This window comes from Pseudoalteromonas sp. S4741, assembly GCF_005886135.1.
Taxonomy (GTDB): domain Bacteria; phylum Pseudomonadota; class Gammaproteobacteria; order Enterobacterales; family Alteromonadaceae; genus Pseudoalteromonas; species Pseudoalteromonas tetraodonis.
This window is the reverse complement of record NZ_PNCN01000041.1, coordinates 44,106-68,678: the sequence shown is the minus strand read 5'-3', so window position 1 is coordinate 68,678 and position 24,573 is coordinate 44,106. Positions and strand designations below refer to the sequence as shown.

At 41.0% G+C, this 24,573-nt stretch carries 21 protein-coding genes and 1 tRNA gene; 15 read left to right on the top strand and 7 right to left on the bottom strand.

Annotated elements, in window-relative coordinates:
* Positions 1-54: 54 nt before the first annotated feature.
* The 7 genes from CWC30_RS07870 (at position 55) to ppiD (ending at position 9,050) form a co-directional block, all read left to right on the top strand.
* A tRNA-Pro gene (locus CWC30_RS07870) sits at positions 55-131 on the top strand.
* A 353-nt stretch (positions 132-484) separates the two neighbouring features.
* The gene (tig, locus tag CWC30_RS07865; RefSeq protein ID WP_036981899.1) at positions 485-1,789 is read left to right on the top strand and encodes a trigger factor; all 1,305 of its coding nucleotides are present in this window, start codon (positions 485-487) and stop codon (positions 1,787-1,789) included.
* A 159-nt stretch (positions 1,790-1,948) separates the two neighbouring features.
* Positions 1,949-2,566 carry an ATP-dependent Clp endopeptidase proteolytic subunit ClpP gene (gene clpP, locus CWC30_RS07860; protein ID WP_138626801.1) on the top strand — a complete coding sequence of 206 codons (618 nt, stop codon included), beginning with the start codon at positions 1,949-1,951 and terminating at the stop codon, positions 2,564-2,566.
* A gap of 131 nt (positions 2,567-2,697) precedes the next feature.
* The gene (clpX, locus tag CWC30_RS07855; protein WP_036953768.1) at positions 2,698-3,981 is read left to right on the top strand and encodes an ATP-dependent protease ATP-binding subunit ClpX; all 1,284 of its coding nucleotides are present in this window, start codon (positions 2,698-2,700) and stop codon (positions 3,979-3,981) included.
* A gap of 149 nt (positions 3,982-4,130) precedes the next feature.
* The gene (gene lon / locus CWC30_RS07850; protein ID WP_138626800.1) at positions 4,131-6,491 is read left to right on the top strand and encodes an endopeptidase La; all 2,361 of its coding nucleotides are present in this window, start codon (positions 4,131-4,133) and stop codon (positions 6,489-6,491) included.
* 126 nt (positions 6,492-6,617) lie between these two features.
* Positions 6,618-6,974 carry an HU family DNA-binding protein gene (locus CWC30_RS07845; RefSeq protein WP_255314649.1) on the top strand — a complete coding sequence of 119 codons (357 nt, stop codon included), beginning with the start codon at positions 6,618-6,620 and terminating at the stop codon, positions 6,972-6,974.
* Between the two features lie 174 nt (positions 6,975-7,148).
* Complete coding sequence (gene ppiD, locus CWC30_RS07840) at positions 7,149-9,050, top strand: peptidylprolyl isomerase (RefSeq protein ID WP_138626799.1); 1,902 nt, start codon at positions 7,149-7,151, stop codon at positions 9,048-9,050.
* 50 nt (positions 9,051-9,100) lie between these two features.
* On the opposite strand, the gene CWC30_RS07835 is transcribed toward ppiD, so the two are convergent.
* Genes CWC30_RS07835 through pspF form a run of 6 tightly spaced genes read right to left on the bottom strand, consistent with a single transcriptional unit; the run spans position 9,101 to position 15,452 of the window.
* Positions 9,101-9,862, bottom strand: coding sequence for an ATP-binding cassette domain-containing protein (locus CWC30_RS07835; protein ID WP_036981905.1), 762 nt, complete (start codon positions 9,860-9,862; stop codon positions 9,101-9,103).
* Positions 9,862-10,854 (bottom strand): peptide ABC transporter ATP-binding protein, encoded by a 993-nt coding sequence (locus CWC30_RS07830; protein WP_036981906.1) that lies wholly within the window; start codon positions 10,852-10,854, stop codon positions 9,862-9,864. Before CWC30_RS07830 ends, CWC30_RS07835 begins: the two co-directional genes overlap by 1 nt.
* Positions 10,855-11,748, bottom strand: a complete 894-nt coding sequence (locus CWC30_RS07825; RefSeq protein ID WP_069438639.1) for an ABC transporter permease subunit — start codon at positions 11,746-11,748, stop codon at positions 10,855-10,857.
* Complete coding sequence (locus CWC30_RS07820; RefSeq protein ID WP_138626798.1) at positions 11,735-12,769, bottom strand: ABC transporter permease; 1,035 nt, start codon at positions 12,767-12,769, stop codon at positions 11,735-11,737. The genes CWC30_RS07825 and CWC30_RS07820 overlap by 14 nt, the downstream gene beginning before the upstream one ends.
* Positions 12,769-14,376, bottom strand: a complete 1,608-nt coding sequence (locus CWC30_RS07815) for an ABC transporter substrate-binding protein (RefSeq protein ID WP_138626797.1) — start codon at positions 14,374-14,376, stop codon at positions 12,769-12,771. Before CWC30_RS07815 ends, CWC30_RS07820 begins: the two co-directional genes overlap by 1 nt.
* Positions 14,377-14,390: 14 nt before the next feature.
* Positions 14,391-15,452, bottom strand: coding sequence for a phage shock protein operon transcriptional activator (gene pspF / locus CWC30_RS07810; RefSeq protein WP_036981912.1), 1,062 nt, complete (start codon positions 15,450-15,452; stop codon positions 14,391-14,393).
* Positions 15,453-15,638: 186 nt separating this feature from the next.
* On the opposite strand from pspF, the gene pspA reads away from it, so the two are divergent.
* The 8 genes from pspA to CWC30_RS07770 all read left to right on the top strand — a co-directional run bounded on the left by pspA (position 15,639) and on the right by CWC30_RS07770 (position 22,236).
* On the top strand, positions 15,639-16,298 hold the full coding sequence (pspA, locus tag CWC30_RS07805) for a phage shock protein PspA (RefSeq protein WP_016899278.1): 660 nt from the start codon (positions 15,639-15,641) through the stop codon (positions 16,296-16,298).
* Between the two features lie 66 nt (positions 16,299-16,364).
* Positions 16,365-16,598 (top strand): envelope stress response membrane protein PspB, encoded by a 234-nt coding sequence (pspB, locus tag CWC30_RS07800; RefSeq protein ID WP_008111014.1) that lies wholly within the window; start codon positions 16,365-16,367, stop codon positions 16,596-16,598.
* Positions 16,595-16,993, top strand: coding sequence for an envelope stress response membrane protein PspC (pspC, locus tag CWC30_RS07795; protein WP_036981914.1), 399 nt, complete (start codon positions 16,595-16,597; stop codon positions 16,991-16,993). The genes pspB and pspC overlap by 4 nt, the downstream gene beginning before the upstream one ends.
* A 63-nt stretch (positions 16,994-17,056) precedes the next feature.
* Positions 17,057-18,475, top strand: a complete 1,419-nt coding sequence (locus CWC30_RS07790) for a YcjX family GTP-binding protein (protein ID WP_069438637.1) — start codon at positions 17,057-17,059, stop codon at positions 18,473-18,475.
* Positions 18,472-19,500: a TIGR01620 family protein gene (locus CWC30_RS07785; RefSeq protein WP_138626796.1), complete on the top strand. Its 1,029-nt coding sequence runs from the start codon at positions 18,472-18,474 to the stop codon at positions 19,498-19,500. Before CWC30_RS07790 ends, CWC30_RS07785 begins: the two co-directional genes overlap by 4 nt.
* 135 nt (positions 19,501-19,635) lie before the next feature.
* A complete protein-coding gene (gene megL, locus CWC30_RS07780; RefSeq protein ID WP_138626795.1) occupies positions 19,636-20,817 on the top strand; it encodes a methionine gamma-lyase in 1,182 nt (393 codons plus the stop codon).
* Positions 20,818-21,055: 238 nt separating this feature from the next.
* Positions 21,056-21,853: a phenylalanine 4-monooxygenase gene (phhA, locus tag CWC30_RS07775; RefSeq protein WP_036981920.1), complete on the top strand. Its 798-nt coding sequence runs from the start codon at positions 21,056-21,058 to the stop codon at positions 21,851-21,853.
* Positions 21,854-21,891: 38 nt separating this feature from the next.
* Positions 21,892-22,236 carry a 4a-hydroxytetrahydrobiopterin dehydratase gene (locus CWC30_RS07770; protein ID WP_138626794.1) on the top strand — a complete coding sequence of 115 codons (345 nt, stop codon included), beginning with the start codon at positions 21,892-21,894 and terminating at the stop codon, positions 22,234-22,236.
* An 85-nt stretch (positions 22,237-22,321) separates the two neighbouring features.
* Here the strand turns inward: CWC30_RS07770 and CWC30_RS07765 are convergent, their stop codons facing one another.
* The gene (locus tag CWC30_RS07765) at positions 22,322-24,352 is read right to left on the bottom strand and encodes a BCCT family transporter (RefSeq protein WP_138626793.1); all 2,031 of its coding nucleotides are present in this window, start codon (positions 24,350-24,352) and stop codon (positions 22,322-22,324) included.
* Positions 24,353-24,573 lie beyond the last annotated feature (221 nt).

The window sequence follows — 24,573 nt, the reverse complement described above, 5'->3', positions numbered from 1 at the left end:
GGGTTTTGTGTTGTTTGAACATCTTATTTTTTCTCATATACCAAATATCTACATCGGCGATTAGCGCAGTTTGGTAGCGCACTTGGTTTGGGTCCAAGGGGTCGCAGGTTCAAATCCTGCATCGCCGACCATTTTCCCCTAAGTAAAACACATCTAAATTCTACTTTTATTACGCAACTCCCTTAATTTTTTCTTTACTAATCGTATTTTCACTTAATTAGTCTGTTTTTTATTCGCTTAGTCGTTATCTACCCTGATCTACCCCAAATAATTGCCCCCTACACTCGACTATCATAAATATTAGGTTATAATGCCGCGTCTATTTGTTTAATAATATAGTGCCCGAAGGGCAGAGCAGCAATGGTATCTCCTGGTAGCGACGGATTTTTTTAAGCCCAAAGCTTGAATTTTATCAAGACGCCTATAGATTACTTTGTTTGTAAGGAAGGCGAACAGTCGCCAAAATTGAATATTGAGGTAAATCATGCAAGTTTCTGTTGAGACGACTCAAGGCCTTGAGCGCCGTCTGACCATCACCGTTCCTGCAGAGAACGTTGAGACCGAAGTAAAAAAACGCTTACAACAACTGTCAAAAACGCAGCGTATCGACGGTTTCCGTGCTGGTAAAGTTCCAGTATCAGTAATCAACAAGCGTTTCGGACCAGCTGTTCGTCAAGAAGTTGCTGGCGAAGTAATGCAACGTAATTACATTGAAGCAATTGTTGCTGAAAAAATTAACCCTGCAGGCGCACCGACATTTGCTCCTAAAGCGCTTGAAGCAGGTAAAGATTTAGAGTTTTCAGCAACATTTGAAGTTTACCCTGAAATTGAAGTTCAAGGTTTAGAGAAAATTGCTGTTGAAAAACCAGCGGTAGAAGTTACGGACGAAGATTTAGCAAACATGCTAGAAACACTTCGTAAGCAACACGCTTCTTGGGCTGATGTTGATGCAGCGGCTGGCGCAAACGACCGTGTAACGGTTGATTTCGTTGGTACTATCGACGGCGAAGAATTTGAAGGCGGCAAAGCTGAAGACTTCCCATTAGAACTTGGGCAAGGTCGTATGATCCCAGGTTTTGAAGATAACATCGTTGGTAAAAAAGCAGGCGAAGAAGTGGTTGCTGATGTAACTTTCCCTGAAGATTACCATGCTGAAAACTTAAAAGGTAAAGCGGCTCAATTCACTATCACAGTGAAAAAAGTGGAAGCGCAAGAATTACCTGAATTAAGCGATGAGTTTGCAACTAAATTCGGTGTTACCGAAGGCGGCGTAGACGCGCTTAAAGAAGAAGTTAAAAAGAACATGACGCGTGAGCTAGACCAAGCGGTTAAAGCTAACGTAAAAGACCAAGCAATCAAAGGTCTTTTAGAGCAAAACGAAGTTGAAGTGCCTAAAGCATTAATCGACCAAGAAGTTGACGCTCTACGTGAGCAAGCTGCTCAACGTTTTGGTGGCAATGGTCAAAACATGCCAGAGCTTCCAGCTGAATTGTTCCACGAACAAGCTGTAACACGTGTTAAAACTGGCCTATTATTAGGTGAAGTGATTAAAGCGAATGACATCAAAGTTGATGACGCTAAAGTTGAAGCATTGATTGCTACTGTAGCTTCTGCATACGAAGATCCAACTGAAGTAGTAGAATACTACAAAGCAAATGATCAACTAATGCAGCAAATGCGTAATGTAGCAATGGAAGAGCAAGCTGTTGAAGCTATTTTAGCTAAAGCAACTGTGACTGATGTTGAAAAAGCATTTGATGACATCATGAATCCACAGCAAGGTGCATAATAAGTCATTGACTTAAGCGCTCGCTAACGATTAAATGGCTCGTGTTACTCTGTTTATGCAGTGTGCCCGGGCCATTTTAGTTTGTGGTTCTTAATTAGCTAAAAATGATCATTATGCTTTTCTCAGAATAAGTATAAGCGCATAAGGAATTAAATAAGTATGAACACTGGTATGACAGATCCCCTAAACGCATTAGTCCCTATGGTTGTTGAGCAAACAGCTAAAGGCGAGCGCTCGTTTGATATTTATTCGAGGCTATTAAAAGAGCGTATTATCTTTTTAACGGGCCAAGTTGAAGACAACATGGCAAACCTGATCTTAGCGCAAATGCTATTTTTAGAATCAGAGAACCCAGAGAAAGATATTTTCTTATATATCAATTCACCGGGTGGCTCTGTCACTGCGGGAATGGCTATTTACGATACAATGAACTTCATTAAACCAGACGTAAGCACAATCTGTGTAGGCCAAGCGGCTAGTATGGGCGCATTTTTACTGTCTGGTGGCGCGAAGGGTAAACGTTTTTGTTTACCAAACTCACGCGTGATGATTCACCAACCGTTAGGTGGATTCCAAGGTCAAGCGTCTGACTTTGAAATACACGCAAAAGAAATCCTGTCTATTAAAGACAAGTTAAATCGCTTAATGGCTGAGCATACTAGCCAACCGCTTGACGTTGTTTCACGCGATACAGACCGTGACAATTTTATGAGTGCAAGCCAAGCTGTAGATTACGGTATTGTTGACTCAGTATTTACTAATCGCGGTAGCAAGTAAGTATGCCTGCAAGCAGTGATGCTTGCTAATGAGAGTTACTATGCGAAAAACACTAAATTTTGGTATAGTTAAAGCGTATTAAAATAGCCACCAAGATTTTGGTGGCCAACGTAATAAAATGAGGTAGCTGAATGTCTGACACTCCTACAGACGGCGACAAAAGTAATAAATTGTTATACTGCTCTTTTTGCGGCAAAAGCCAGCATGAAGTTCGAAAATTAATTGCAGGACCTTCAGTATACGTTTGTGATGAATGTGTAGAGCTGTGTAATGATATTATCAGGGAAGAAATTAAAGACATCGCGCCTAAGCATGATGCCGCTGACAAATTACCTGTGCCAAAAGAAATTCGTAACCACTTAGACGACTACGTAATTGGCCAAGAGCATGCGAAAAAAGTGTTGTCTGTAGCGGTTTACAATCACTACAAGCGTTTACGCAACCAATCAACTAAACAAGACGTTGAACTAGGTAAAAGTAATATTTTATTAATTGGTCCAACGGGGAGTGGTAAAACACTACTAGCTGAAACGTTAGCACGTTTGCTAGATGTGCCGTTTACAATGGCCGATGCCACCACACTAACCGAAGCCGGTTATGTGGGTGAAGATGTTGAAAACATCATTCAAAAGCTTTTACAAAAATGTGACTACGACGTAGAAAAAGCACAACGTGGTATTGTTTACATTGATGAAATTGACAAAATTTCACGTAAATCAGATAACCCATCAATCACACGTGATGTATCAGGTGAAGGTGTACAACAAGCCTTACTTAAACTGATTGAAGGTACAGTGGCTTCTGTTCCACCACAAGGTGGACGTAAACATCCACAGCAAGAGTTCCTGCAAGTAGACACCTCTAAAATACTGTTTATTTGTGGTGGTGCATTTGCTGGTCTTGATAAAGTTATTGAGCAGCGTAGCCACAAAAACACCGGTATTGGTTTTGGTGTTGACGTTAAAGAGTCGGCAGCGAGCCGCTCTTTAAGTGAAACATTTAAAGATGTTGAGCCAGAAGATTTAGTAAAATATGGTTTAATTCCAGAGTTTATTGGCCGTTTACCTGTTGTTGCTACATTGACTGAACTTGATGAAGCCGCGCTGGTACAAATTTTAAGTGAGCCTAAAAACGCCATTACTAAACAGTTTTCAGTATTGTTTGGTATGGAAGATGTTGAGCTTGAGTTTCGTGATGATGCACTGCGTGCTATTGCTCATAAAGCAATGGAACGTAAAACCGGTGCGCGTGGCCTGCGTTCAATCGTAGAAGGTGTATTGCTTGATACCATGTATGAGCTGCCTTCAATTGATAACGTTAGCAAAGTGGTTGTTGATGAAACCGTTATTAAAGGCGAGTCTGATCCTATCTTAATTTATGATAGCAGTAATCAAGAACACGCAGCAGCAGATTAAATTCTGAGCTAATTATAAAAAAAGGGAGCCAATGGCTCCTTTTTTTATAATTAATTTAATCGAGTTAACAAAAATTGTTGAACTTTAATTAGGTTATCCCCATATACTTGAGTAATCTTTAAATAAATGAAGTGCAAAGAGAAAATACAATGACGCTTGAGAGAAACGATCGAGTCGAAATCCCTGTGCTAGCACTGCGCGATGTGGTGGTGTATCCACACATGGTGATCCCGCTTTTTGTAGGCCGTGAAAAATCAATAAAATGCCTTGAAGCGGCAATGGATAAAGACAAACAAATTTTCTTAGTTGCACAAAAAGATGCAACTGTAGATGAGCCTGAGAAAGACGATATTTATCGTGTTGGGACAATTGCGACTGTACTTCAATTATTAAAGCTACCCGATGGTACAGTAAAAGTATTAGTTGAAGGCACACAACGTGCGAATATCGAAGAGTTTGTTGATAACGAAGACTTTTTCGTTGCCAATGCACAGTTTATTGAATCGGATTCAGTGAACGAGCAAGAACAAGATATCTTTATTCGCAGTGCATTAAGCCAGTTTGAAGGCTATGTAAAATTAAATAAAAAAATTCCACCTGAAGTGATGACCTCGGTCTCTGGTATTGATGAGCCAGCGCGCCTTGCTGATACCATGGCTGCGCATATGCCATTGAAAGTGCCTGAAAAACAAAAAGTACTTGAAATATCTAGCGTTACAGAACGTTTAGAGTACTTAATGGCGCTGATGGAAGGTGAAATAGACTTATTGCAAGTTGAGAAAAAAATTCGTACCCGCGTTAAAAAGCAGATGGAAAAATCGCAGCGTGAGTATTACCTCAATGAGCAAATGAAAGCGATTCAAAAAGAGTTGGGTGAAATTGATGACGTACCGGATGAATTTGAAGCGTTGAAAAAGCGCATTGAAGAGTCAGGTATGCCCAGCGAAGCAAAAGAAAAAGCCACGGCAGAGTTTAACAAACTTAAAATGATGTCGCCAATGTCGGCAGAAGCCAGTGTTGTTCGCTCGTACATAGATACGTTAATTAACGTACCGTGGAAAAAACGCTCTAAGGTGAAAAAAGACTTAGCCGGCGCGCAAAAAATATTAGATAGCGACCACCACGGCCTTGATAAAGTCAAAGAGCGTATTATTGAGTACCTCGCAGTACAACAGCGTACAAATAAACTTAAAGGGCCAATCTTATGTTTAGTTGGACCGCCCGGGGTAGGTAAAACATCACTTGGGCAGTCTATTGCGCGTTCAACGGGTCGTAAATACGTTCGTATGGCACTCGGTGGCGTACGCGATGAGGCTGAGATTCGTGGGCATCGTCGTACTTATATTGGTTCTATGCCTGGTAAGTTAATTCAAAACATGACTAAAGTGGGCGTTAAAAACCCATTATTCTTGTTAGATGAAATTGACAAAATGTCAGCGGATATGCGCGGTGACCCTGCATCAGCATTGTTAGAAGTATTAGATCCTGAGCAAAACAGTCACTTTGCGGATCATTATTTAGAAGTTGATTACGACTTATCTGATGTCATGTTTGTGGCAACCTCAAACAGCTTTAATATTCCAGGTCCTTTATTAGACCGCATGGAAGTGATTCGATTATCGGGTTACACCGAGGACGAAAAGCTAAATATTGCTAAAGAGCACTTAATTCCTAAGCAAATTAAGCGTAACGGTTTAAAAGCTAAAGAAGTTGAAATTGCCGACAGTGCCATCATTGGTATTATCCGTTATTACACCCGTGAAGCGGGCGTGCGTAATTTAGAGCGTGAAGTATCTAAGCTATGTCGTAAAGCGGTTAAAAATATCTTAATCGAGAAAGACACTAAAACAGTGACGATCGATGCAGATAACCTTGAAGAATACTTAGGTGTGCAACGCTTTGATTATGGTAAAGCAGAAGACGGCGACCGTATTGGCCAAGTTACAGGCCTAGCATGGACAGAAGTAGGCGGTGACTTACTCACGATTGAATGTGCTGCAGTACCAGGTAAAGGTAAGCTGACCTATACAGGCTCGTTAGGCGATGTGATGCAAGAGTCGATTCAAGCGGCGATGACCGTTGTGCGTAATCGTGCTGATGAGCTGCGTATTAATAGCGACTTTTATGAAAAACGCGATATTCACGTACACGTACCTGAGGGCGCAACACCTAAAGATGGCCCAAGTGCCGGTATTGCAATGGTAACGTGTTTGGTTTCAAGCTTAACCGGTAATGCGGTGCGCTCTGATGTAGCCATGACAGGTGAAATTACCTTACGTGGTGAAGTATTGCCTATTGGTGGTTTAAAAGAGAAATTATTAGCGGCTCACCGTGGTGGGATTAAAACGGTCATCATTCCAAAAATTAACGAACGTGACTTAAAAGAGATACCTGACAATGTATTGGCGGGTCTTGATATTCACCCAGTTACATGGATTGATGAGGTATTAAAGCTTGCTTTAGTGCATCCAGTTGATAGTTTTTCAGTCGAAACTCCGAAAAAGCAGTAAAAAAGCCAAAAAAAGTGCTTTTAGGGGCTTTTCAAATCTAAACGGTATGATAAGTTAAGCACTGGTTTTCAAGCCTAGCCCTTGCAGGGCCTAGGCTTAAGAAAAATATAATCATATGAGCTTTAAATAAATGCTCAAAAATTTCAAAACAGTGATGTTAGTTTAAAAAAACAATCGCTCTTGATAACAACAATGAAAGAGGATGATATTGTGAATAAATCTCAATTAATCGATCAAATCGCAGCTGATGCTGACATTTCTAAAGCGGCTGCTGGTCGTGCACTAGATTCATTCATCGAATCTGTATCTGGCGCGCTAAAAGATGGCGACTCAGTTGCACTTGTTGGTTTTGGTACTTTCTCTGTACGTGAGCGTGCTGCTCGTGCAGGTCGTAACCCACAAACTGGTGAAACGATTCAAATTGCTGCTGCTAACATCCCAGCTTTTAAAGCCGGTAAAGCGCTTAAAGACGCAGTAAACTAATCACTGTGTAAACAAATTAGTTATGGCGAGTGAACAATACGCTTAATTATTCTAATCGATGAATTAAGTTACTTCACCGCCAGTTACTTCAAGTGAAAAAGCGTATCTGGTAAGATACGCTTTTTTTACATATGACAAGGTAGAAAAGACCTTGGTCAGAAAAGAGATAAACAAATGCTTGAGAAAATCAGAGAAGGTTCGCAAGGGCCGGTAGCCAAAGTCATTTTAGGCGCGGTGATTTTATCTTTTGCCTTAGCTGGGATCGGTAGTTACTTAGGTCAAACCACAGAACAACCCGTTGCTGAAGTAAATGGAATTAAAATTAGCCAAACAGAATTTAGCCGTGCGTTTCAAAATGAACGTAGCCGCTTAGAACAACAATTTGGTGAATATTTTACCCAAATAGCAGCCGATCCAACTTATATGGCTCAAATACGTCAAGGCGTGATTGACCGTTTAGTACAACAAGAATTACAAAGCCAGTTAGCGACTGAGCTGGGTCTGCGTGTGAGTGATGAAAGTATTCGTCAAACAATTTTAGAGCTTCCTTATTTTAAAATTGGCGATCAATTTAATAACGACCGTTACTTACAAGTGATTCGTCAAATGAACTTCCAACCTGATTCATTTCGAGAGTACCTTCGTGATGATATGACACGTAGCCAGTTAGTGTCAGCGGTTGCAGGAACTGACTTTGCATTGCAAAACGAGCTTAAATCAGCCATTGCACTGCAACAACAAACTCGCAGCATTGATTATTTAGTCATTGATAAACAAGCAATGCAGGCTGATGTTGACGTTACTGATCAAGAAGTGGCTGATTATTACGAATTAAATGCAGGGCAATTTTTATCGCCAGAGCTTATTTCAGTTAATTACATTGAGTTAGATGCAGATGATATCGATGTTGCATCGGTAAGCGAAGACGACGTAAAAGCATATTATGAGCAGAGTAAAGCGCAATATGTTGAGCCTGAAAAACGTCGTGTATCACATATTTTAATTGATAACAGTGAAGATGACGATGCGGCAAAAGCCAAAGCTGAATCTTTATTAGCCCAGCTTAATGCGGGTGCTGATTTTGCACAATTAGCTGAATCGTCGTCAGATGATATTGTTAGCGCCGAAATGGGTGGTGACTTAGAGTGGATTGAACGTGATGTCATGGAGCCTGCATTTGAGGATGCTGCTTTTGCACTGCAAAACAAAGGTGATTACTCTGATGTAGTAGCCTCTGAATTTGGCTATCACATCATTAAACTTACAGACATTCAATCGCAGCAAGTTAAACCTTATGATGCCGTTAAAGCCGATTTACGCGCTGAACTTGAGCAAGCTGAAAAAGTGGATGCGTTTTACGAGAAGCAAACAGAAATGGGTGCATTAGCCTTTGAAATTTCTGACCGCTTAGACGATGCTGCTGAAGTAGCAGGTGTTGAAGTACAATCTACACCGCTATTAGCACTGAGTGCGCTTCCTGAGCCGCTTAATAATCCTGCGGTTATAACCGCATTATCATCAGTTGAATTACTAGAAGATAAAGTAAACTCTGAAGTAATCGAACTTGGTAATGAGCACGTGATTGTGATTCGTGTTAACGAGCATCAACCAGCTGCAACTAAAGCATTGAGCGAAGTAAGCGAGCAAATTAAAACACGCTTAGTAAACGAAAAAGCGTCGGATCTTGCTAAAGAAAAAGCACGTACCTTATTTGCACAAATCAAAGACGGTAAGAGCTTAAATGACGTTGCTGCTGAGCAGTCACTAAGCGTTCGTCATGAGTCGCAACTTACTCGTGAAAGCTTTGCTGTTTCGCCTGCTATTGTTACCCAAGTATTTAAAATGGCGCACCCACATGATGGCGCAGTTTATGATGTAGTTAACTTAAACAATGGTGATGCTGCTATTGTTGCGCTTAATGCGGTAAATGATGCACCAGTGAGTGACAGCATTGAGCCACAAATGAAGCAAAATATCACCATGGCCCAAGCACAGAAAAACTATACGGTATTCATTGAGTCGCTTAAGCAACAAGCGGAACTAAAAGTACCAAAAGCAGCGCAACCTGCTGAATAAATCATAGCTAAACTATAAAAGGCGCCAATTGGCGCCTTTTTTGTTTTTCATTAACAACTTAACAGGCGCTGGGTGACCTTTGACTGCGGGTTTTGAAAAATAGTTTCTGTGGCACCGTATTCAACAATCTCACCCTTATTGAGTACCACTAGCTGGTCGCTAATATGGCGCACTAAACTTAAATGATGGGTGATCAAAATATAGGTTAAGCCAGTTTCAAGCTGTAGTTTAAGTAATAAGTTTACTATTTGCGCTCTTACAGAAGGGTCAAGCGATGAAAGTGCCTCATCGAGCACAACAACCTTAGGATCTAATATAAGCGCACGAGCGAGCGCTACACGCTGTAATTGCCCTACACTAAACATATGCGGATAGTATTGCTGATGATCGACCAGTAGACCCACTTTAAGCAGCGTACTAGCAATTTTTTCACTACGTTGAGTTCTATCAAAATCAGTATTGAATTTTAGACAATCATCGAGCATTTCAGCAATGGTCACTGCTGGGTTTAATGAGGTGGCGGAGTCTTGAAAAATCATTCGGATATAACGACACTGGGCATCACGATTACCATTGTTTTCTATGGTGTTATTCTCTAGTAATATCTGCCCGCTATCGGCACTGTATGCACCCACTAATAATTTAGCCAGGGTGCTTTTTCCTGAACCGGTTTCACCAATAATGGCAATTGTTTCACCTTTACCAATACAAAATGAGATGTTTTTTAGTACATCAAATTTTTTACGGCTAAATAAACCTGCACGTATGTTAAAGGTTTTTGATAAGGCTTGAACTTTTAACAAGGGTTGCATTATTTTATTTCCTTGATCAATGGAAAGTGACACGCGTAACTATGGCCGTGGTGTTTAGAGAGTTTAGGGGCAACCACACACTCTTTTTGTGCTTGCGGGCAACGCGGTCCTAAACGACAACCAATCGGTAAATGTTGTAGTGTAGGTATGGTACCTTTTAGTGCATAAAAAGGTTCTTTATGTGCTAAGCCGTGCTCATAATCAGGTAAGCTTTTTAATAAAGCCTGCGTATAAGGGTGACGCGGTTGGCTAAAAATAAGGTGCGTTGGACCGGCTTCAACCATTTGTCCGCAATACAAAACATGAATACCATGTGACCAATTTACTATTTCTTCTAGCTCATGGGAAATCATCAAAATAGACATATTCTTTAGCTGATTCAAACTTTTTAATAATCGAAATACCTGCGCACGAGTGGTACTCTCTAGTGCGGTTGTGGGCTCATCAGCAATGAGCAACTTAGGTGTACGCGCAATGGCCATGGCTATCATGACTTTTTGACACACACCTTCAGAGAGTTCATGAGGGTAGCTATCAAGCACGGCTTCATGATTTTTAATACCTACTTTATGTATTAAGGCTTTAACACGGTCTTTACGCTCTCGGTTGCGTTTTAAGAAAAACCCTTTGGCGGCTACTTCAGGCAGTGTTTCAGCGATTTGGTTAAATATTTTTGCAGTAGGGTCAAGGCAGCGACTTGGATCTTGATAAATCATTGCAATGTCTTGGCTGACGGTTTTACGGCGCTGCTCAGGTGTGAGGCGCATTAAATCAACACCGCGCCAATGCATTCTATCGGCGGTTATAACCCAGCGTTCGTTAAGTACGCCTACAATGGCTTTTGCAATTAAGCTTTTTCCTGATCCGGATTCTCCCACTAAGGCGTGTACTTCACCTTCTTTTAAACTAAAACTTACTCGGTCAACAGCGCGAATAGCAGTTTCAGACGTTTGCAGCTCTATGGTTAAATTTCGAATATCTAGTAAATGCATTTAATCGGCCTTACGCGCTTGTAAAACTTTGCGAAGTCCATCGCCCACCAAGTTTGTTGAAAGAACGGCTAAAAATAGCAGTACACCCGGAAGTGCCACTGTCCATGGCGCTAAGTAAATAAGCCCTAAGTTTTCAGCCAAAATAGCACCCCATTCAGTGGTGGGCGGCTGTGCGCCAAGCTTTAAAAACCCTAGCGCAGCAATATCTAAAATAGCTGTGGAGAGGGCCATAGTAAAAATAACCACAATATACTCATACACATTAGGAAAAATCCCGCGCGATAAAATATGCCATTTAGAGGCGCCATCTAAGCGGTAGGCGGTAACATAATCTTTGCCAAGTTCGTCAACTATCAGGTTTCTAATTGAATGAATAAACTGGGGTAATAAGGCCAAAATAATTGCCCATACGGTATTCATTAATCCAGGACCGAGTATAGCAATAATAATGATGGCCAGTAACAATGAGGGAATTGACAGCGTTACATCCAGTAAGTGGTTCAAAAAACTAGAACGTATGCCTTTGTTGATCCCTGCAAAGGTACCTAGCAACACACCAATAACAGTGGTGATCAGTGCAGCCACAACCGATAACCCGAACGTATATGTGGCGCCATTCATTAAACGGGACAGCACATCTCGGCCTAAATCATCGGTGCCAAGTATAAACCGCACATCGCCCATTTCATTCCACGAGGGAGGCAGTAATAGTGCATCACTGTGCTGTTGATTTACCCCATAAGGCGCAAGAAAAGGTGCGGTAGCCGCTAACAGGCTAAAGGCAATAAACACCCATAAACCAACCAGTGCAGGGTGGTTATTTTTAAACTTTCGCCAGAGTCTCGCTAATGGCGATTTATTTGAATCTTCTGAAAATAAGTTAAACTTTGCCATGTGCTTGGTTCCGAGACAGAGGGTCGAGTAGGGTGTAGGTCAGTTCGGCCATAATTGTCGCAATAATAATGAAAAAAGAAACGGCCATTAACCCCCCTTGTATAGCAGGGTAGTCACGTTGATAAATACTGTCTATTAACCAACGGCCAATCCCCGGCCATGAAAAAATAACCTCGGTGATCATAGCAAGGGTGATCAAGGTGCTAAATTGCAAACCAATTTGCTTTATGACTGGCAGTAATGCATTTCTCAGGGCGTGATGAATAATAAGCTGCCCACGAGTAAGGCCTTTGGCGCGAGCTGTTTTGATAAAGTTTTGATCCATCACTTTTAACATCGATTCGCGAGTAAAGCGCACTAATACAGTAGTTGGATACATAGCCAGTACAATGGTAGGTAACGTTAGGTGATGCAGTGCATCAAGCATTGCCATGCCATTGTAGGGAAAATCAGCAAGTAAAATATCCAGTAAGATAAACCCCGTACTGGCAGGTATTTCATACAATAAGCTCACTCGCCCCGACATAGGAAACCAACCAAGTTTAAGCGAAAAAACCATAATTAGTAATAACGCGAGCCAAAAAATAGGCATAGAATAGCCAACCATAGCTGTTGAGCTAATTAATTTATCAGGCCATTGTTTATGATAAGCCGATGCTAAAATCCCGACAGGCACGCCAACTACAACCGAGATGACTAACGCATAAATACTCAGCTCTAAGGTCGCTGGAATTAAATCAACCACGTGAGCAAAAACACTATCTCCTGAGGCAAACGACACGCCCCAATCGCCTTGTACTATTCGCCCGACAAAGGCAATGTACTGCATAAAGTAGTTACTGTTAAACAGGTACTTTTCTTCTAGCTGTGCATTTTGAGTAAAGTTAGTGTCTGGTATGCCGCTTAAGTTACTCAGTGGATCGCCAGGGAATAAGTAGCTCAGCGAAAAAGTAAAAATACTCAGTAATAACACCATGAAAAATAACAATCCGAGGCGGCGTAAAATATAATCGAATAACATTACTTCTTCCTCGCGTTAGCCAATGAAATAGCGCCAAATGGCCCGAGTGTGATCCCCTCAACATCAGCACTACTTGCCTGAAAACGCATGCCATGGGCAATTGGCAGTAAAGGCAATTGTTTGATGATCATGCTTTGTGCTGCGTCGTAATATTGTTTACGTAAATTTAAATCGGTCGTATCGAGAGCTTTAGTTAACAGTAAATCAAATTCAGGATTACACCAGTTCGCTGGGTTTTTGCCACTGAAGGTCGCGGTGCAGCTAAGTAACGGGCTAAAAAAGTTATCAGGATCAGGCGTATCTGCTGCCCAACCTAATAATACACTGTCGTGACGGTGCTCGCCTATGCGTTGAATAAAGGTGTTCCACTCATACTCGACAATATTAACGTTAACGCCAATTTTGCGTAAATCGCTTTGCATCAGCTCTGCCATTTTTCGTGCATTGGGGTTATAAATACGGCTGACAGGCATAGCCCAAATGCTCATATCAAACCCTTTTGGAAAACCTGCTTCAGTTAATAATTTTTTTGCCAGTTGTGGGTCGAAAATTGGCATGTTCTTTTGTGGTTCAAACGCCCACGACGTGGGTGGTAATATTGACCGCGCACGAAGTCCATTACCATAGTAAACTGCCTGCATTATTTTTTCTATATCAATGGCATGCACTAAGGCTTGGCGTACTTTTAAGTTATCAAACGGAGGGCGTTCGGTATTAAATGCCCAATAACCTATGTTTAAGTTGGTTTCCTTTTCAACGTTAATATCATCTCGCTGAGCTAAAATACTTAACTGTGCACTGCTAGGATGCGCAGTTACGTCACACTCTTTGGTAAGAATTTTAGCAATACGCGTAGTGCCATTAGGGGTAATGTCGTACACCAACTGCTCAAGTGTCACCTCGTGTTTCCAATAGTCAGCGTTTTTATAAAAGCGTACTAAATGGTCTCGTCGGTATTCTTTGTAAATATAAGGACCGGTGCCAACTGGATATTGATCAAATAGGTTTTCTTGGTTGTTGGCTTTGAGCGCCATGGCATATTCTTTAGAGAGCACCACGGCGAAATCGGTCGCCATATTCGCTAAAAAACTGCTTTCTGCGTTAAATAATTCAAACCGAACTTGGTGATCAGACACCCTGACAATTTTACGAATAAGTTGGTCAATACCCACACTTTGAAAGTAGGGGTAATTCGCATCACCGACAAAGTGATAGGGGTTGTATACATCAAATAAACGACTGAAAGTGAAAATGACGTCATCAGCGTTAAATTCGCGTGTTGGAGTAAAATACGCGGTGGTATGAAATTTAACCTCTTTGCGCAGAGTAAATGTGACAGACTTACCGTCTTTGCTAATTTTCCAGTCGGTGGCTAGTTCGCTTTTAAATTCGGCGGTCACAGGGTCAATACTAATTAACCGGTCGTACAACTGGTTAGCAATAATATCGATGGTTGATCCTGTGGTTGTGACTTGTGGATTGAACGACACAGGATTTGCCTCAGCGCAATAAACGAGGCCTTGGTTTTTTTCTTCTAAGATTTCTTCTTTACTATCAATGCAACCTACTAAACTCAATGATAATAAAGCAAGTAATAATTTACGCACCCGCACAACCTCTACTATTCCAGCAAATTGTATTTTTTCAAATAACCACGTAATTGATGATACGTTAAACCAAGTACTTCTGCAGTCTTCTTTTGATTAAATTGACTATGTTCTAATGCTTTTTTTATTAATGTGATCTCAAATTCATTAGAGAGTGTTTTTAAGTCACAAGGAAACTCAAGTTCTGCGTTACTTAAACTCGGTGTTACAGGCGCTTCTGTAGGCTGGGTGTTAACAACTTCATTTTGCACAGCAACAGGGGCTTGTGTATGTTTAATACGTGCTTTAGGTCTAAAGCGGCTTTCGAAAGGGTCTAAAATAATTTTATGCACAGGGATGTGTTCATTGCCGTGGCGATAAAGGCTTCGCTCCACCACATTTTTAAGCTCACGCACATTACCCGGCCACTCATAACTAAGTAAACTTTCTTGTGCATTACGAGTAAAACCACTAAATAGCTCCCACTCTAAGTCGCGTGCCATATTCATTGCAAATTGCTCAGCCAATAACATAATATCGTCTTGGCGTTCGCGCAGTGGCGGTAGAGTGATTACATCAAATGCGAGCCTATCGAGTAAATCGCTTCTAAATTCACCTTGCTGCGCTAAATGCGGTAAGTCTTCATTGGTCGCACAGACTAAGCGCGTATCTACTTTAACCGTTTGTTTGCCGCCAACACGCTCAAACTCACCATACTCTATTACCCTTAATAGCTTTTCTTGCACTAGGGCAGAAGTATTTGCCAACTCATCTAAAAATAAGGTGCCGCTATTAGCCCGCTCAAATCGGCCTTCATGACGTTTACTTGCGCCGGTAAATGCACCACTTTCATGGCCAAATAATTCACTTTCGAGTAGATTTTCGTTTAATGCCGCACAGTTGAGTTTGACGTAACTTTGATCCCAGCGCTTGGATAAAAAGTGTAAACGTGCTGCAATAAGCTCTTTACCGGTACCGCGTTCACCAATAATAAGTACGGGTTTATCTAGGTTTGCTAGCTGCGATACCTGATCAAGAACCGATAAAAAGCTGTCTGATTGGCCGAGCAAATTATCCTGTTGGCGATATTGACTCATATTTCCTAACTCTTAGTCATTTTTACTAACAGTTAGTGTATTTCATTATGATTAACAACAAAAGTAATTTGTAATTTGCATTTAACTATTTGAAATTTATTGCTATTTTAAAATTAAAAAAGTTGGCAAGCATATTGATACTAATAAAAGCAGACACATTTAGATTAAATAATAGAGGTATATGTTATGGGAATTTTTTCACGTTTTGCAGACATTGTTAATTCTAATATCAATGCCATTTTAGATAAAGCAGAAGACCCTGAAAAAATGGTTCGTCTTATTATCCAAGAGATGGAAGATACACTGGTAGAGGTCCGCTCTACATCAGCAAAAACACTCGCTGAGAAAAAAGAATTAGTACGTCGCGTAGATACACTAAAAGCCCAAGTAAACGATTGGCAAGACAAAGCCGAATTGGCACTGAGCAAAGATCGTGACGATCTAGCACGCTCAGCATTACTTGAAAAGCAAAAATCAGCCGACGCAGTTGCTGCGGTAGAAAGTGAACTTGACCATGTAGAGTCTCATATAGAGAAGCTACAACAAGAGGTAACTACGCTACAAGAAAAGCTAGCAGATGCTAAGGCACGTCAAAAAGCGATTATTTTACGTCAACGCTCGGCTGAGTCGCGCCTTGAAGTTAAAAAAGCGCTTGATAGTTCTAAAGTAGAGGATGCACTTAATCGCTTTGAACGTTACGAAACCAAAATTGATGGGCTAGAATCTCAAATAGAGTCTTACGATTTAGGTAAACAAACGTTAGCTGATGAAATTGCAGACTTACAAAAGAATGAAAAGATTGATGACGAGTTAGCTGAACTTAAAAAGAAACTCGCAAATAAATAAAACGATAATATCAGGGGTCACGTGCCCCTGACATCAACATAGAATATGGATTGTCAGGAGAGGATTATGTTTGATCCAGAGATACTAGTTGCCCCCTTTATCTTATTTATGATTTTTGTTGCGCCACTGTGGTTAATTTTACACTACCGTAGCAAAAAGCAAGTAAGCCAAGGGTTGAGTGAGCATGAGCATCGCCAATTATTGGAGCTTGCACAAAAAGCTGAAAAAATGGCTGATAGAGTAGAAACATTAGAAGCGTTGCTTGATCAAGAGTCACCTCAGTGGAGACAAAAAGTATGAACACTAAACGCGAATTATTAAGAGACCCACAACGCGGCAAAATAGCTGGCGTATGTGCCGGTTTAAGTGACTACTTTAATATGGAGTTATGGTTAGTTCGCATTATATTTGTTAGTGCGGTACTACTAACCGGTGGCCCATTATTTGTGGTAGCGTACATTGCAGCATGGTTTATTTTAGATAAAAAACCTGCTGCAACACATAAAACGCATTCAACTTATAGCGATGACCCACTGGAAGTTAAGTTTAAAGTATGGCAAAAGGGCGAGCCACCTCGTCGTGCATTACAAGACTTAAAAGAGCGTTTAACGCGTGTTGATGTTCGCTTACAAGAGATGGAACGTTACGTTACCTCAAGCGAATTTACGGTCAGTCGTGAAATTAATAAACTTTAAAGGATTGATAGGCACCTTGTTTGTAACGTGAACAATTACGGCAGATAGGGTGCAAAACACTTTATGAGCCAATCATTTGCAAAAAAGACCTTTAAAACCTTTAAAGGCAAAGCACAAAAAGCCCTGCACCGTAGTTTAGACCAACATGTTAAGCTTGCCGTAACTGGGTTGAGCGGCAGTGGTAAGACCGCGTTTATCAGTGCGTTAGTTAAGCACTTAACCTCTCAGGCGAATGACAACAACTTACCTTTTTTTGATGTGATGCGCGAGCATCGTCATATTGCCACTAAAATTGTGCCGCAAGAAGCATTAAACGTGCCCACCTTTGACTTTAACCGTGCAATAAATGCTTTACTGCCAATGGAAGGTGACCCTGCTTGGCCGGCGTCTACAGAGCGAATAAATACCCTGCGCTTAGCGATTAAATACCAAAGTAATGCGGGTCTGCGAGGTCATTTTTCACCGCAATCAACGTTATACCTTGATATTATTGACTATCCAGGTGAATGGCTGCTCGATTTACCTATGCTTGAACAAAGCTATACTGCGTGGTGTGAACAGCAATACCCATTATTAAATCAGTCTCCTCGCAGCGCTACCTCAGGCGATTTTTTACACGCCGTAGAGCAACTTGATTTACATGCCCCTGTGGATGAAAGTGAGCTTGCTAACATTGCACAACTTTATCAACGCATGCTGGTAGGGCTAAAAAAAGACACTAAACTTGCGATGCTACAACCAGGGCGAATGTTAATGCCAGGCGACTTGCAAGGTGCGCCGTTATTGTTATTTTTTCCAATTAATCCTGAAAAAATGAAAGACGATGTGGTGGCGGGTTCTAATTTAGCGCATTTAATTAAACGTTTTAACGCTTACGTGAAAGAAGTCGTTAAGCCATTTTATAATGAGCATTTTCGTCATTTTGACCGCCAAATTGTGTTGGTTGATGTACTCAGTGCATTAAATGAAGGCCATGAAACGTTGCATGAGCAAAGCCGTGTTATTAATCAATTGTTGGCCCATTTTAGTTATGGGGAGTCTGGCTTTTTTAAACGTTTATTCAAACCGAATATTGATAAAATATTGTTTGCTGCTAATAAGTCAGATCACATCAGCGCTAAGCATCATAAAGCGTTAGCCTTGTTACTAGACTCGCTGGTTAAAGAGCAAAGTAATCATTTAAAGTTTGATGGTGTACAAATTGAAACTATGGCTATGTCATCAATTACCGCAACCCAGCCTCGCCAAGTGGTTGATAAAGGTCAAACTCTTGATTGCGTTTACGGTAAACCTTTAAATGAGGATGAGTGGCTGACTTATTTACCACCAGAGCCGCCAAGTAGAATGCTTAATAAAAGTGAGTGGCCAGCGCAAGGGTTTGAATTTTTGTCATTTTCGCCGATGCCAAGCCCCGACAAACAACTTAAACATATTCGATTAGATCATGTGATGCAGTACCTGCTAGGAGATAAATTAACATGAGTGAGTCAACGCAACAGTTTCAAGCAGGGCGTCGTATTAGTGCACAAAGTATTGAGCAAAACGAGCCTGCGTTAACATCCGCTAAAATTATTGAACACGGACAAAGTGATTACACCTCTGAGGTTGAGGATGATGCGCTTGAGCCTGAAGTTGATTTAGATCCGGTGTATAAAAAGTCAAAATGGCAAACGCTAAAAGGCTTGTTTGCACTCAGCTTTATTATTTTAGTACTGCTAGAGTTTGGGTTTTCTATTGTGCTTGCTTATCAGCAATCGCTTATTTTGGGCAGTATTTATTTAACCGCTGTGGTAAGCGGTGTGTTATTAATAACAAGATTGTTATGGCGAGAATATCTGATGTTGCGCAGTTTAAAGCGTAATCAGCTGCATCGCCATGAAGCCGATAGGCTATTAAACAGTGAGCAAGTGGGTGGTGCACTCCCTTGGCTTGAAAAATTGAACAAGCACCAGCAGTTAGACAATTTTGAAAACTTTAAAAACCAAGTTGCTACGCACCATAGTGATAAAGAAATAATGACACTTTACGCTAATAGCCTACTGGTAAAGCAAGACACCCAAGCTAAAAAGCTTATAAACCGCTTTGCAACAGAGTCAGCCTTATTAGTCACATTAAGCCCTCTTGCGCTGGTGGATATGATGGCGGTGCTTTGGCGCGGTACAAAATTAATTGAACAAATAGGTAAAATTTATGGCATTGGTTTTGGTTACGCCAGTCGCATTAAGCTCTACCGAATGCTGTTAAAACAAGTCATGTTTGTAGGCAGTGCAGAGCTTGTATCTGATTTAGCGGCCACAGCACTCAGTGCTGAGCTATTAGGCAAACTTTCAGGGCGAGCCGCGCAAGGCGTCAGTGCGGGTATATTTACAGCTCGTATAGGCTATAAAGCCATGGAATTAAGCCGACCATTACCGCGTCTTGAAAATAAACGCAGCTTGTTAAAAGGCACTGTTCAAGGGATCGTGAGTAAAATTATGAGTCGCACTAAGAGAGCCGAGAGTAAATAGTTGGCAATATTTGTGTACAGCTTTTTGAGTGAAGTTTGCACAAATAGCCATCTGAGCATCCGGCATGCTTGTGATTTAAAGTGCGGTGCGTTTTATTTATGTAATTGACACACATAATAAAAACGAGAGCACACAATGAGCAAGCATCATCCACACACCCAATGTATTCATGGCCCACAAAAAGCCAATGATCCACATGGCGCATTAACCTCGCCATTATACCAAACATCGACATTTCATTTTGAAAATGCTGCGCAGGGTGCTGCACGGTTTGCTGGCGATGAGCCAGGTTATATTTATACGCGTTTGGGTAACCCTACCACCACTGAACTTGAACAAAAAGTGGCGCAATTAGAGGGCTGTGAGGCTGCAGCGGCAACGGCTACAGGTATGGGGGCGGTATCAGCTTCGGTACTGAGCTTTTTATCACAAGGCGATCACTTAGTAGCATCGAGTGCGCTTTATGGTTGCACCTTTGCTTTTTTTGCGCATATGTTGCCGCGTTGGGGCATTGAAGTCACCTTTGTGGATATGACCAATGAAGATGAGTTACGTGCTGCAATAAAGCCAAACTCAAAAATGATATTTGCAGAAACCCCGATAAACCCAACGATGGCTGTTATTGATTTAGCACTTATTGGTGATATAGCAAAACAGTATAATTTAATAAGTGTGGTCGACAATACCTTCTTAACGCCGCTGCTACAGTCACCTAAACAATACGGCATCGATATTATTATGCACAGTGCTACCAAGTATTTAAATGGTCACGGCGACGTAGTCGCAGGTATTGTGTGTGGATCCCTTGAGCACATTACACATATTAAAATGACGGTGTTAAAAGATATTGGCGCGACGATTAGCCCACACGATGCATGGTTAATTAACCGAGGCTTAAAAACATTAGCTATACGGGTAGAGCGTCATTGTCAAAGTGCGCAAACGATTGCTGAATATTTAGAGGCTCACCCTCAAGTGAGTAAAGTGTACTATCCTGGACTGAAGTCGCACCCAGGTCATCGGTTTATTGGTAAGCAAATGAAAGCTGCTGGCGGTGTTATTGCTTTTGAAATTAAAGGGAGTTTAACCGACGGTGAGCAGTTTATTGATAGCATGAAGCTATGTACTTTAGCGGTTAGCTTAGGCGATGCCGAAACACTTATTCAACACCCTGCATCGATGACCCATTCGCCTTACACGCCCGAAGAAAGATTAGCAGCCGGAATTAGTGATGGTTTAATTCGCTTATCTGTTGGGCTTGAAGATGTTAACGATATTATTAACGATCTCAACCAAGCATTTACTAAAATATCGTAAGGTGTAGCTTATTGTTTACAGGGTTTTCGATCTGTAAGTGCTGTTAAATATAGGGTGTGTTTTTATCTTTGCTTTGGTGTAATTATAAATTTACGATCTGTGCGATCTGCGAAAGTATTGATCTGAGTCAAGCTATTAAACTTTTGTTCACTTTTGCATAGTATGGCTACATCGAATAGCCGAGCACGTGGCTATTATTTTGACACCGATTTAGGGTTTAAACCCAAAGAAGGTATTTATGGCTAAAGCAAGTAATTACACCTCCAAAACACCAGATGAAAATGGCGTTATACATTGGAGCGATGAAGAAAATAAAATTTGGTCTGAGCTTGTAGCACGCCAACTTGCGTGCATTGAAGGCAAAGCCTGTGATGAGTACATGGAAGGGTTGAAAAAAATCAACCTGCCTCATGACCGTATCCCACAGCTTAGTGAGCTAAACGAAGTCCTATTAGCAACCACAGGTTGGCAAGTTGCACCTGTGCCTGCACTTATCGATTTTGATGAGTTTTTTAGGTTACTCGCTAACAAGCAATTTCCTGTAGCGACCTTTATTCGTAGCCGTGAAGAATTTGACTATTTACAAGAGCCCGATATTTTTCATGAGATATTTGGTCACTGTGCCATGCTAACCAATCCTGACTTTGCTGAATTTACCCATAAGTATGGGCAACTAGGTTACGCGGCAGAGAAAAAAGATCGCGTTTATTTAGCACGCATGTACTGGTTTACCGTTGAGTTTGGTTTGATGCAAACCGAAAAAGGATTACGTATTTACGGCGGTGGTATTTTATCAAGCCCAGGGGAAACCCAATACGTGTATTCAGATACACCAGAGATAAACTCAATGAATGTATTAGATGTACTGCGTACACCGTACCGTATAGATATTATGCAACCATTGTATTATACGATTAATTCGATTCATGATCTGTTTGAAATATCGCAAATGGATATAATGACTTTAGTTGAGCAAGCTAAGGCGCTTGGTTTACACGAGCCGAAATTTCCCCCAAAAGAAAAATTAGCTAGTTAGTTTTTTAATAAAAGTAACACTAGAATTAAGGATTTAAAATGTCTTCATTAAGTGAACAAAAATGTGAAGCCTGTCATGCAGATGCACCAAAAGTATCTGATGCAGAATTGGCTGAATTAATTAAAAAAATCCCTGATTGGGTGCCGGAAGTACGCGACGGTATTATGCAATTAGAGCGCGTTTATAAGTTTAAAAACTTTAAGCAGGCCATTGCATTTACTAATAAAGTTGGCGATATGGCTGAAGACGAAGGCCATCACCCTAGTCTATTAACCGAATGGGGTAAAGTAACTGTTACTTGGTGGAGCCATTCAATTAAAGGTTTGCATAAAAACGATTTTATTTGTGCTGCTAAAACAGATGACGTATTTAACGCGCTGTAATTAATTATATTTGAGTAAATAAAAAGGCACTTTACAGTGCCTTTTTTATTTTTAATTACCGTTTTACCAATATTGACTGCATCCGTTAAGCTTTATCGGTATTTAACATGTCATCATGTTCGGCCATATCCCAAGGAAGTTCGCCTGGACTATTACCTAGAAAGTGTAAGTAGTTCTCAAACTGATCAAGAATATCTTTCACAATATCATCTTCACTGTAGCCATAAACATCGTATGACAGACCACCACGACGTAAAAACACGTCGGCCTTATAGTACATTTCATTATTATCATTATTTGGCCGCAGCTCTGAGTAAGCAAAGCTCGGCATAGGGTGCTCGGTAAGGCGAATATCATAAACAAAATCCACATGCTCATGACGTAGTACAGTTAAATGAGCGCGTCCTAAATCAGTATCAAATTCGACCACGGCATGCCATTGTCGAGATTTCAATTCTGCTTGTACGGCTTTCATTGCCTCAACTACTACACTGCCAATAAAAGTATGTACTTTTTCTTTATTAGGGTAATTAACCATAGCCGCTAAACGGCGTTTCCAATGGGATAGATCGATATTACGACCATTAAGTGAATGTGCTTGTAGACTGGTATCGCGATGGCCTTCAATTTTTAGAGCTCGCCAAAGCCCGGCAGTGGCAATTAACATAATAACAGCAAAGGGTAAGGCACTGGCTATGGTCATGGTTTGCAGTGCACTAAGTCCGCCTGCCACTAATAAGACAGCCGCCACAGCACCTTCTAGTACCGCCCAAAACACGCGTTGCCAAGCCGGCGTATTGATATTTCCACCAGAGGCGAGTGAATCAATGACTAAAGAGCCTGAATCAGATGATGTAACAAAAAAAGTTATGATCAGAATTACGGTGAGCAGTGAAATGAAAAATGATAGTGGTAACACTTCAAATAATTGAAATAACGCCACGGCATGATTTGCTTGTACATCACCAATGAGCGTATCAAAGCCTTCATTCATTATTAAATTCAGTGCTGTATCGCCAAACACTGAGAACCATAAAAAAGTAAAAATAGTAGGAACTAACATTACGCCAACAACAAATTGTCTGATGGTTCTGCCGCGGCTAATTTTTGCGATAAACATCCCGACAAACGGCGCCCACGCAATCGTCCAGCCAAATATAAATAAAGTCCAGTTACCAATCCAATCACTGCGACTATAAGCTTGTAAATTAAAAGTACGCTCAACAATACCGCTTAGGTAGCTGCCGGTATTTTGTAAAAATGATTCTAAGATGTGAATAGTTGGGCCAATGAAAAACACAAAAGCCATTAGTGAAACCGCTAAGGTCATATTCACAATTGATAATCTCTTAACCCCTTTATCCATACCGGCAACTACTGAGAGCGTAGCTGCGGCAGTAATAACGGCAATGGTCGTAATTTGCACTGTGGTATTAATAGGGATGTTTGGCCATAAGTAATGTAGGCCTGCATTTATTTGGGTCACCGAAAGCCCTAGTGTAGTAGCAATACCAAATAAAGTACCTAATATGGCAAATACATCCACAGTATGGCCGATTGGGCCATAAATTTTATCGCCAATAAGTGGATACAAGGCAGAGCGAATAGACAGTGGTAAGCCATGGCGAAATGCAAAATAAGCAAGCACTAAACCAACAATTCCATAGATAGCCCAAATATGAAATCCCCAATGGAAAAAGGCAATTTGCATTGCCTGCTTGGCGGCATCAACGGTTTCAGCCGCCCCCGATGGCGGGGATGCGTAATGCAGCACAGGTTCAGCAACACCAAAGTAAAGCAGTGCCACGCCATAACCGGCAGAAAAGAGCATGGCAAACCATTCACCAAAGCTGTATTGTGGCTGTGCATGATCGGGGCCTAATTTTATATTCCCCCAACTAGAAGCCGCGACCGAGACAATAAATACCAAGAAAATAGCGACAGACAACATATAAAACCAGCCAAAGGTTTCTGTTATCCATGCAAGGGCAACACTAAATGCCTGACCAGCGAGTTCAGGGTTACTACTTGTACCAATTACCAAAAGTAGAATAATAAATACTGCAGGCAAAAATACGGGTAGCAAAATGGTTGAGCGTAAAGCAGTTTTTGTCATATTAATCCTTAATATTAATTGCTAACTTTCAAGTATGCCTAACTACCTTATTATAAATTCACTATGGTTGGCTAATTTTGCAGCTTAAAAACGACACTTTTTTAAATTAAAGTTAATATTTACAGCAGATTGGTTTTAAAAAAGAAAGTAAGTGAAATTTGATATAGGAGTGTTAGTGCCGCTGTTTTAGAGGGGTATAGACTTTTACATGCTAAGGACTA

Bases quoted from the DNA above. Each gene is read 5' to 3' on its own strand.
- tig (WP_036981899.1), top strand. From the start codon at position 485: ATGCAAGTTTCTGTTGAGACGACTCAAGGCCTTGAGCGCCGTCTGACC.
- clpP (WP_138626801.1), top strand. From the start codon at position 1,949: ATGAACACTGGTATGACAGATCCCCTAAACGCATTAGTCCCTATGGTT.
- clpX (WP_036953768.1), top strand. From the start codon at position 2,698: ATGTCTGACACTCCTACAGACGGCGACAAAAGTAATAAATTGTTATAC.
- lon (WP_138626800.1), top strand. From the start codon at position 4,131: ATGACGCTTGAGAGAAACGATCGAGTCGAAATCCCTGTGCTAGCACTG.
- ppiD (WP_138626799.1), top strand. From the start codon at position 7,149: ATGCTTGAGAAAATCAGAGAAGGTTCGCAAGGGCCGGTAGCCAAAGTC.
- CWC30_RS07835 (WP_036981905.1), bottom strand. From the start codon at position 9,862: ATGCAACCCTTGTTAAAAGTTCAAGCCTTATCAAAAACCTTTAACATA.
- CWC30_RS07830 (WP_036981906.1), bottom strand. From the start codon at position 10,854: ATGCATTTACTAGATATTCGAAATTTAACCATAGAGCTGCAAACGTCT.
- CWC30_RS07825 (WP_069438639.1), bottom strand. From the start codon at position 11,748: ATGGCAAAGTTTAACTTATTTTCAGAAGATTCAAATAAATCGCCATTA.
- CWC30_RS07820 (WP_138626798.1), bottom strand. From the start codon at position 12,769: ATGTTATTCGATTATATTTTACGCCGCCTCGGATTGTTATTTTTCATG.
- pspF (WP_036981912.1), bottom strand. From the start codon at position 15,452: ATGAGTCAATATCGCCAACAGGATAATTTGCTCGGCCAATCAGACAGC.
- pspA (WP_016899278.1), top strand. From the start codon at position 15,639: ATGGGAATTTTTTCACGTTTTGCAGACATTGTTAATTCTAATATCAAT.
- pspB (WP_008111014.1), top strand. From the start codon at position 16,365: ATGTTTGATCCAGAGATACTAGTTGCCCCCTTTATCTTATTTATGATT.
- pspC (WP_036981914.1), top strand. From the start codon at position 16,595: ATGAACACTAAACGCGAATTATTAAGAGACCCACAACGCGGCAAAATA.
- CWC30_RS07790 (WP_069438637.1), top strand. From the start codon at position 17,057: ATGAGCCAATCATTTGCAAAAAAGACCTTTAAAACCTTTAAAGGCAAA.
- CWC30_RS07785 (WP_138626796.1), top strand. From the start codon at position 18,472: ATGAGTGAGTCAACGCAACAGTTTCAAGCAGGGCGTCGTATTAGTGCA.
- megL (WP_138626795.1), top strand. From the start codon at position 19,636: ATGAGCAAGCATCATCCACACACCCAATGTATTCATGGCCCACAAAAA.
- phhA (WP_036981920.1), top strand. From the start codon at position 21,056: ATGGCTAAAGCAAGTAATTACACCTCCAAAACACCAGATGAAAATGGC.
- CWC30_RS07770 (WP_138626794.1), top strand. From the start codon at position 21,892: ATGTCTTCATTAAGTGAACAAAAATGTGAAGCCTGTCATGCAGATGCA.
- CWC30_RS07765 (WP_138626793.1), bottom strand. From the start codon at position 24,352: ATGACAAAAACTGCTTTACGCTCAACCATTTTGCTACCCGTATTTTTG.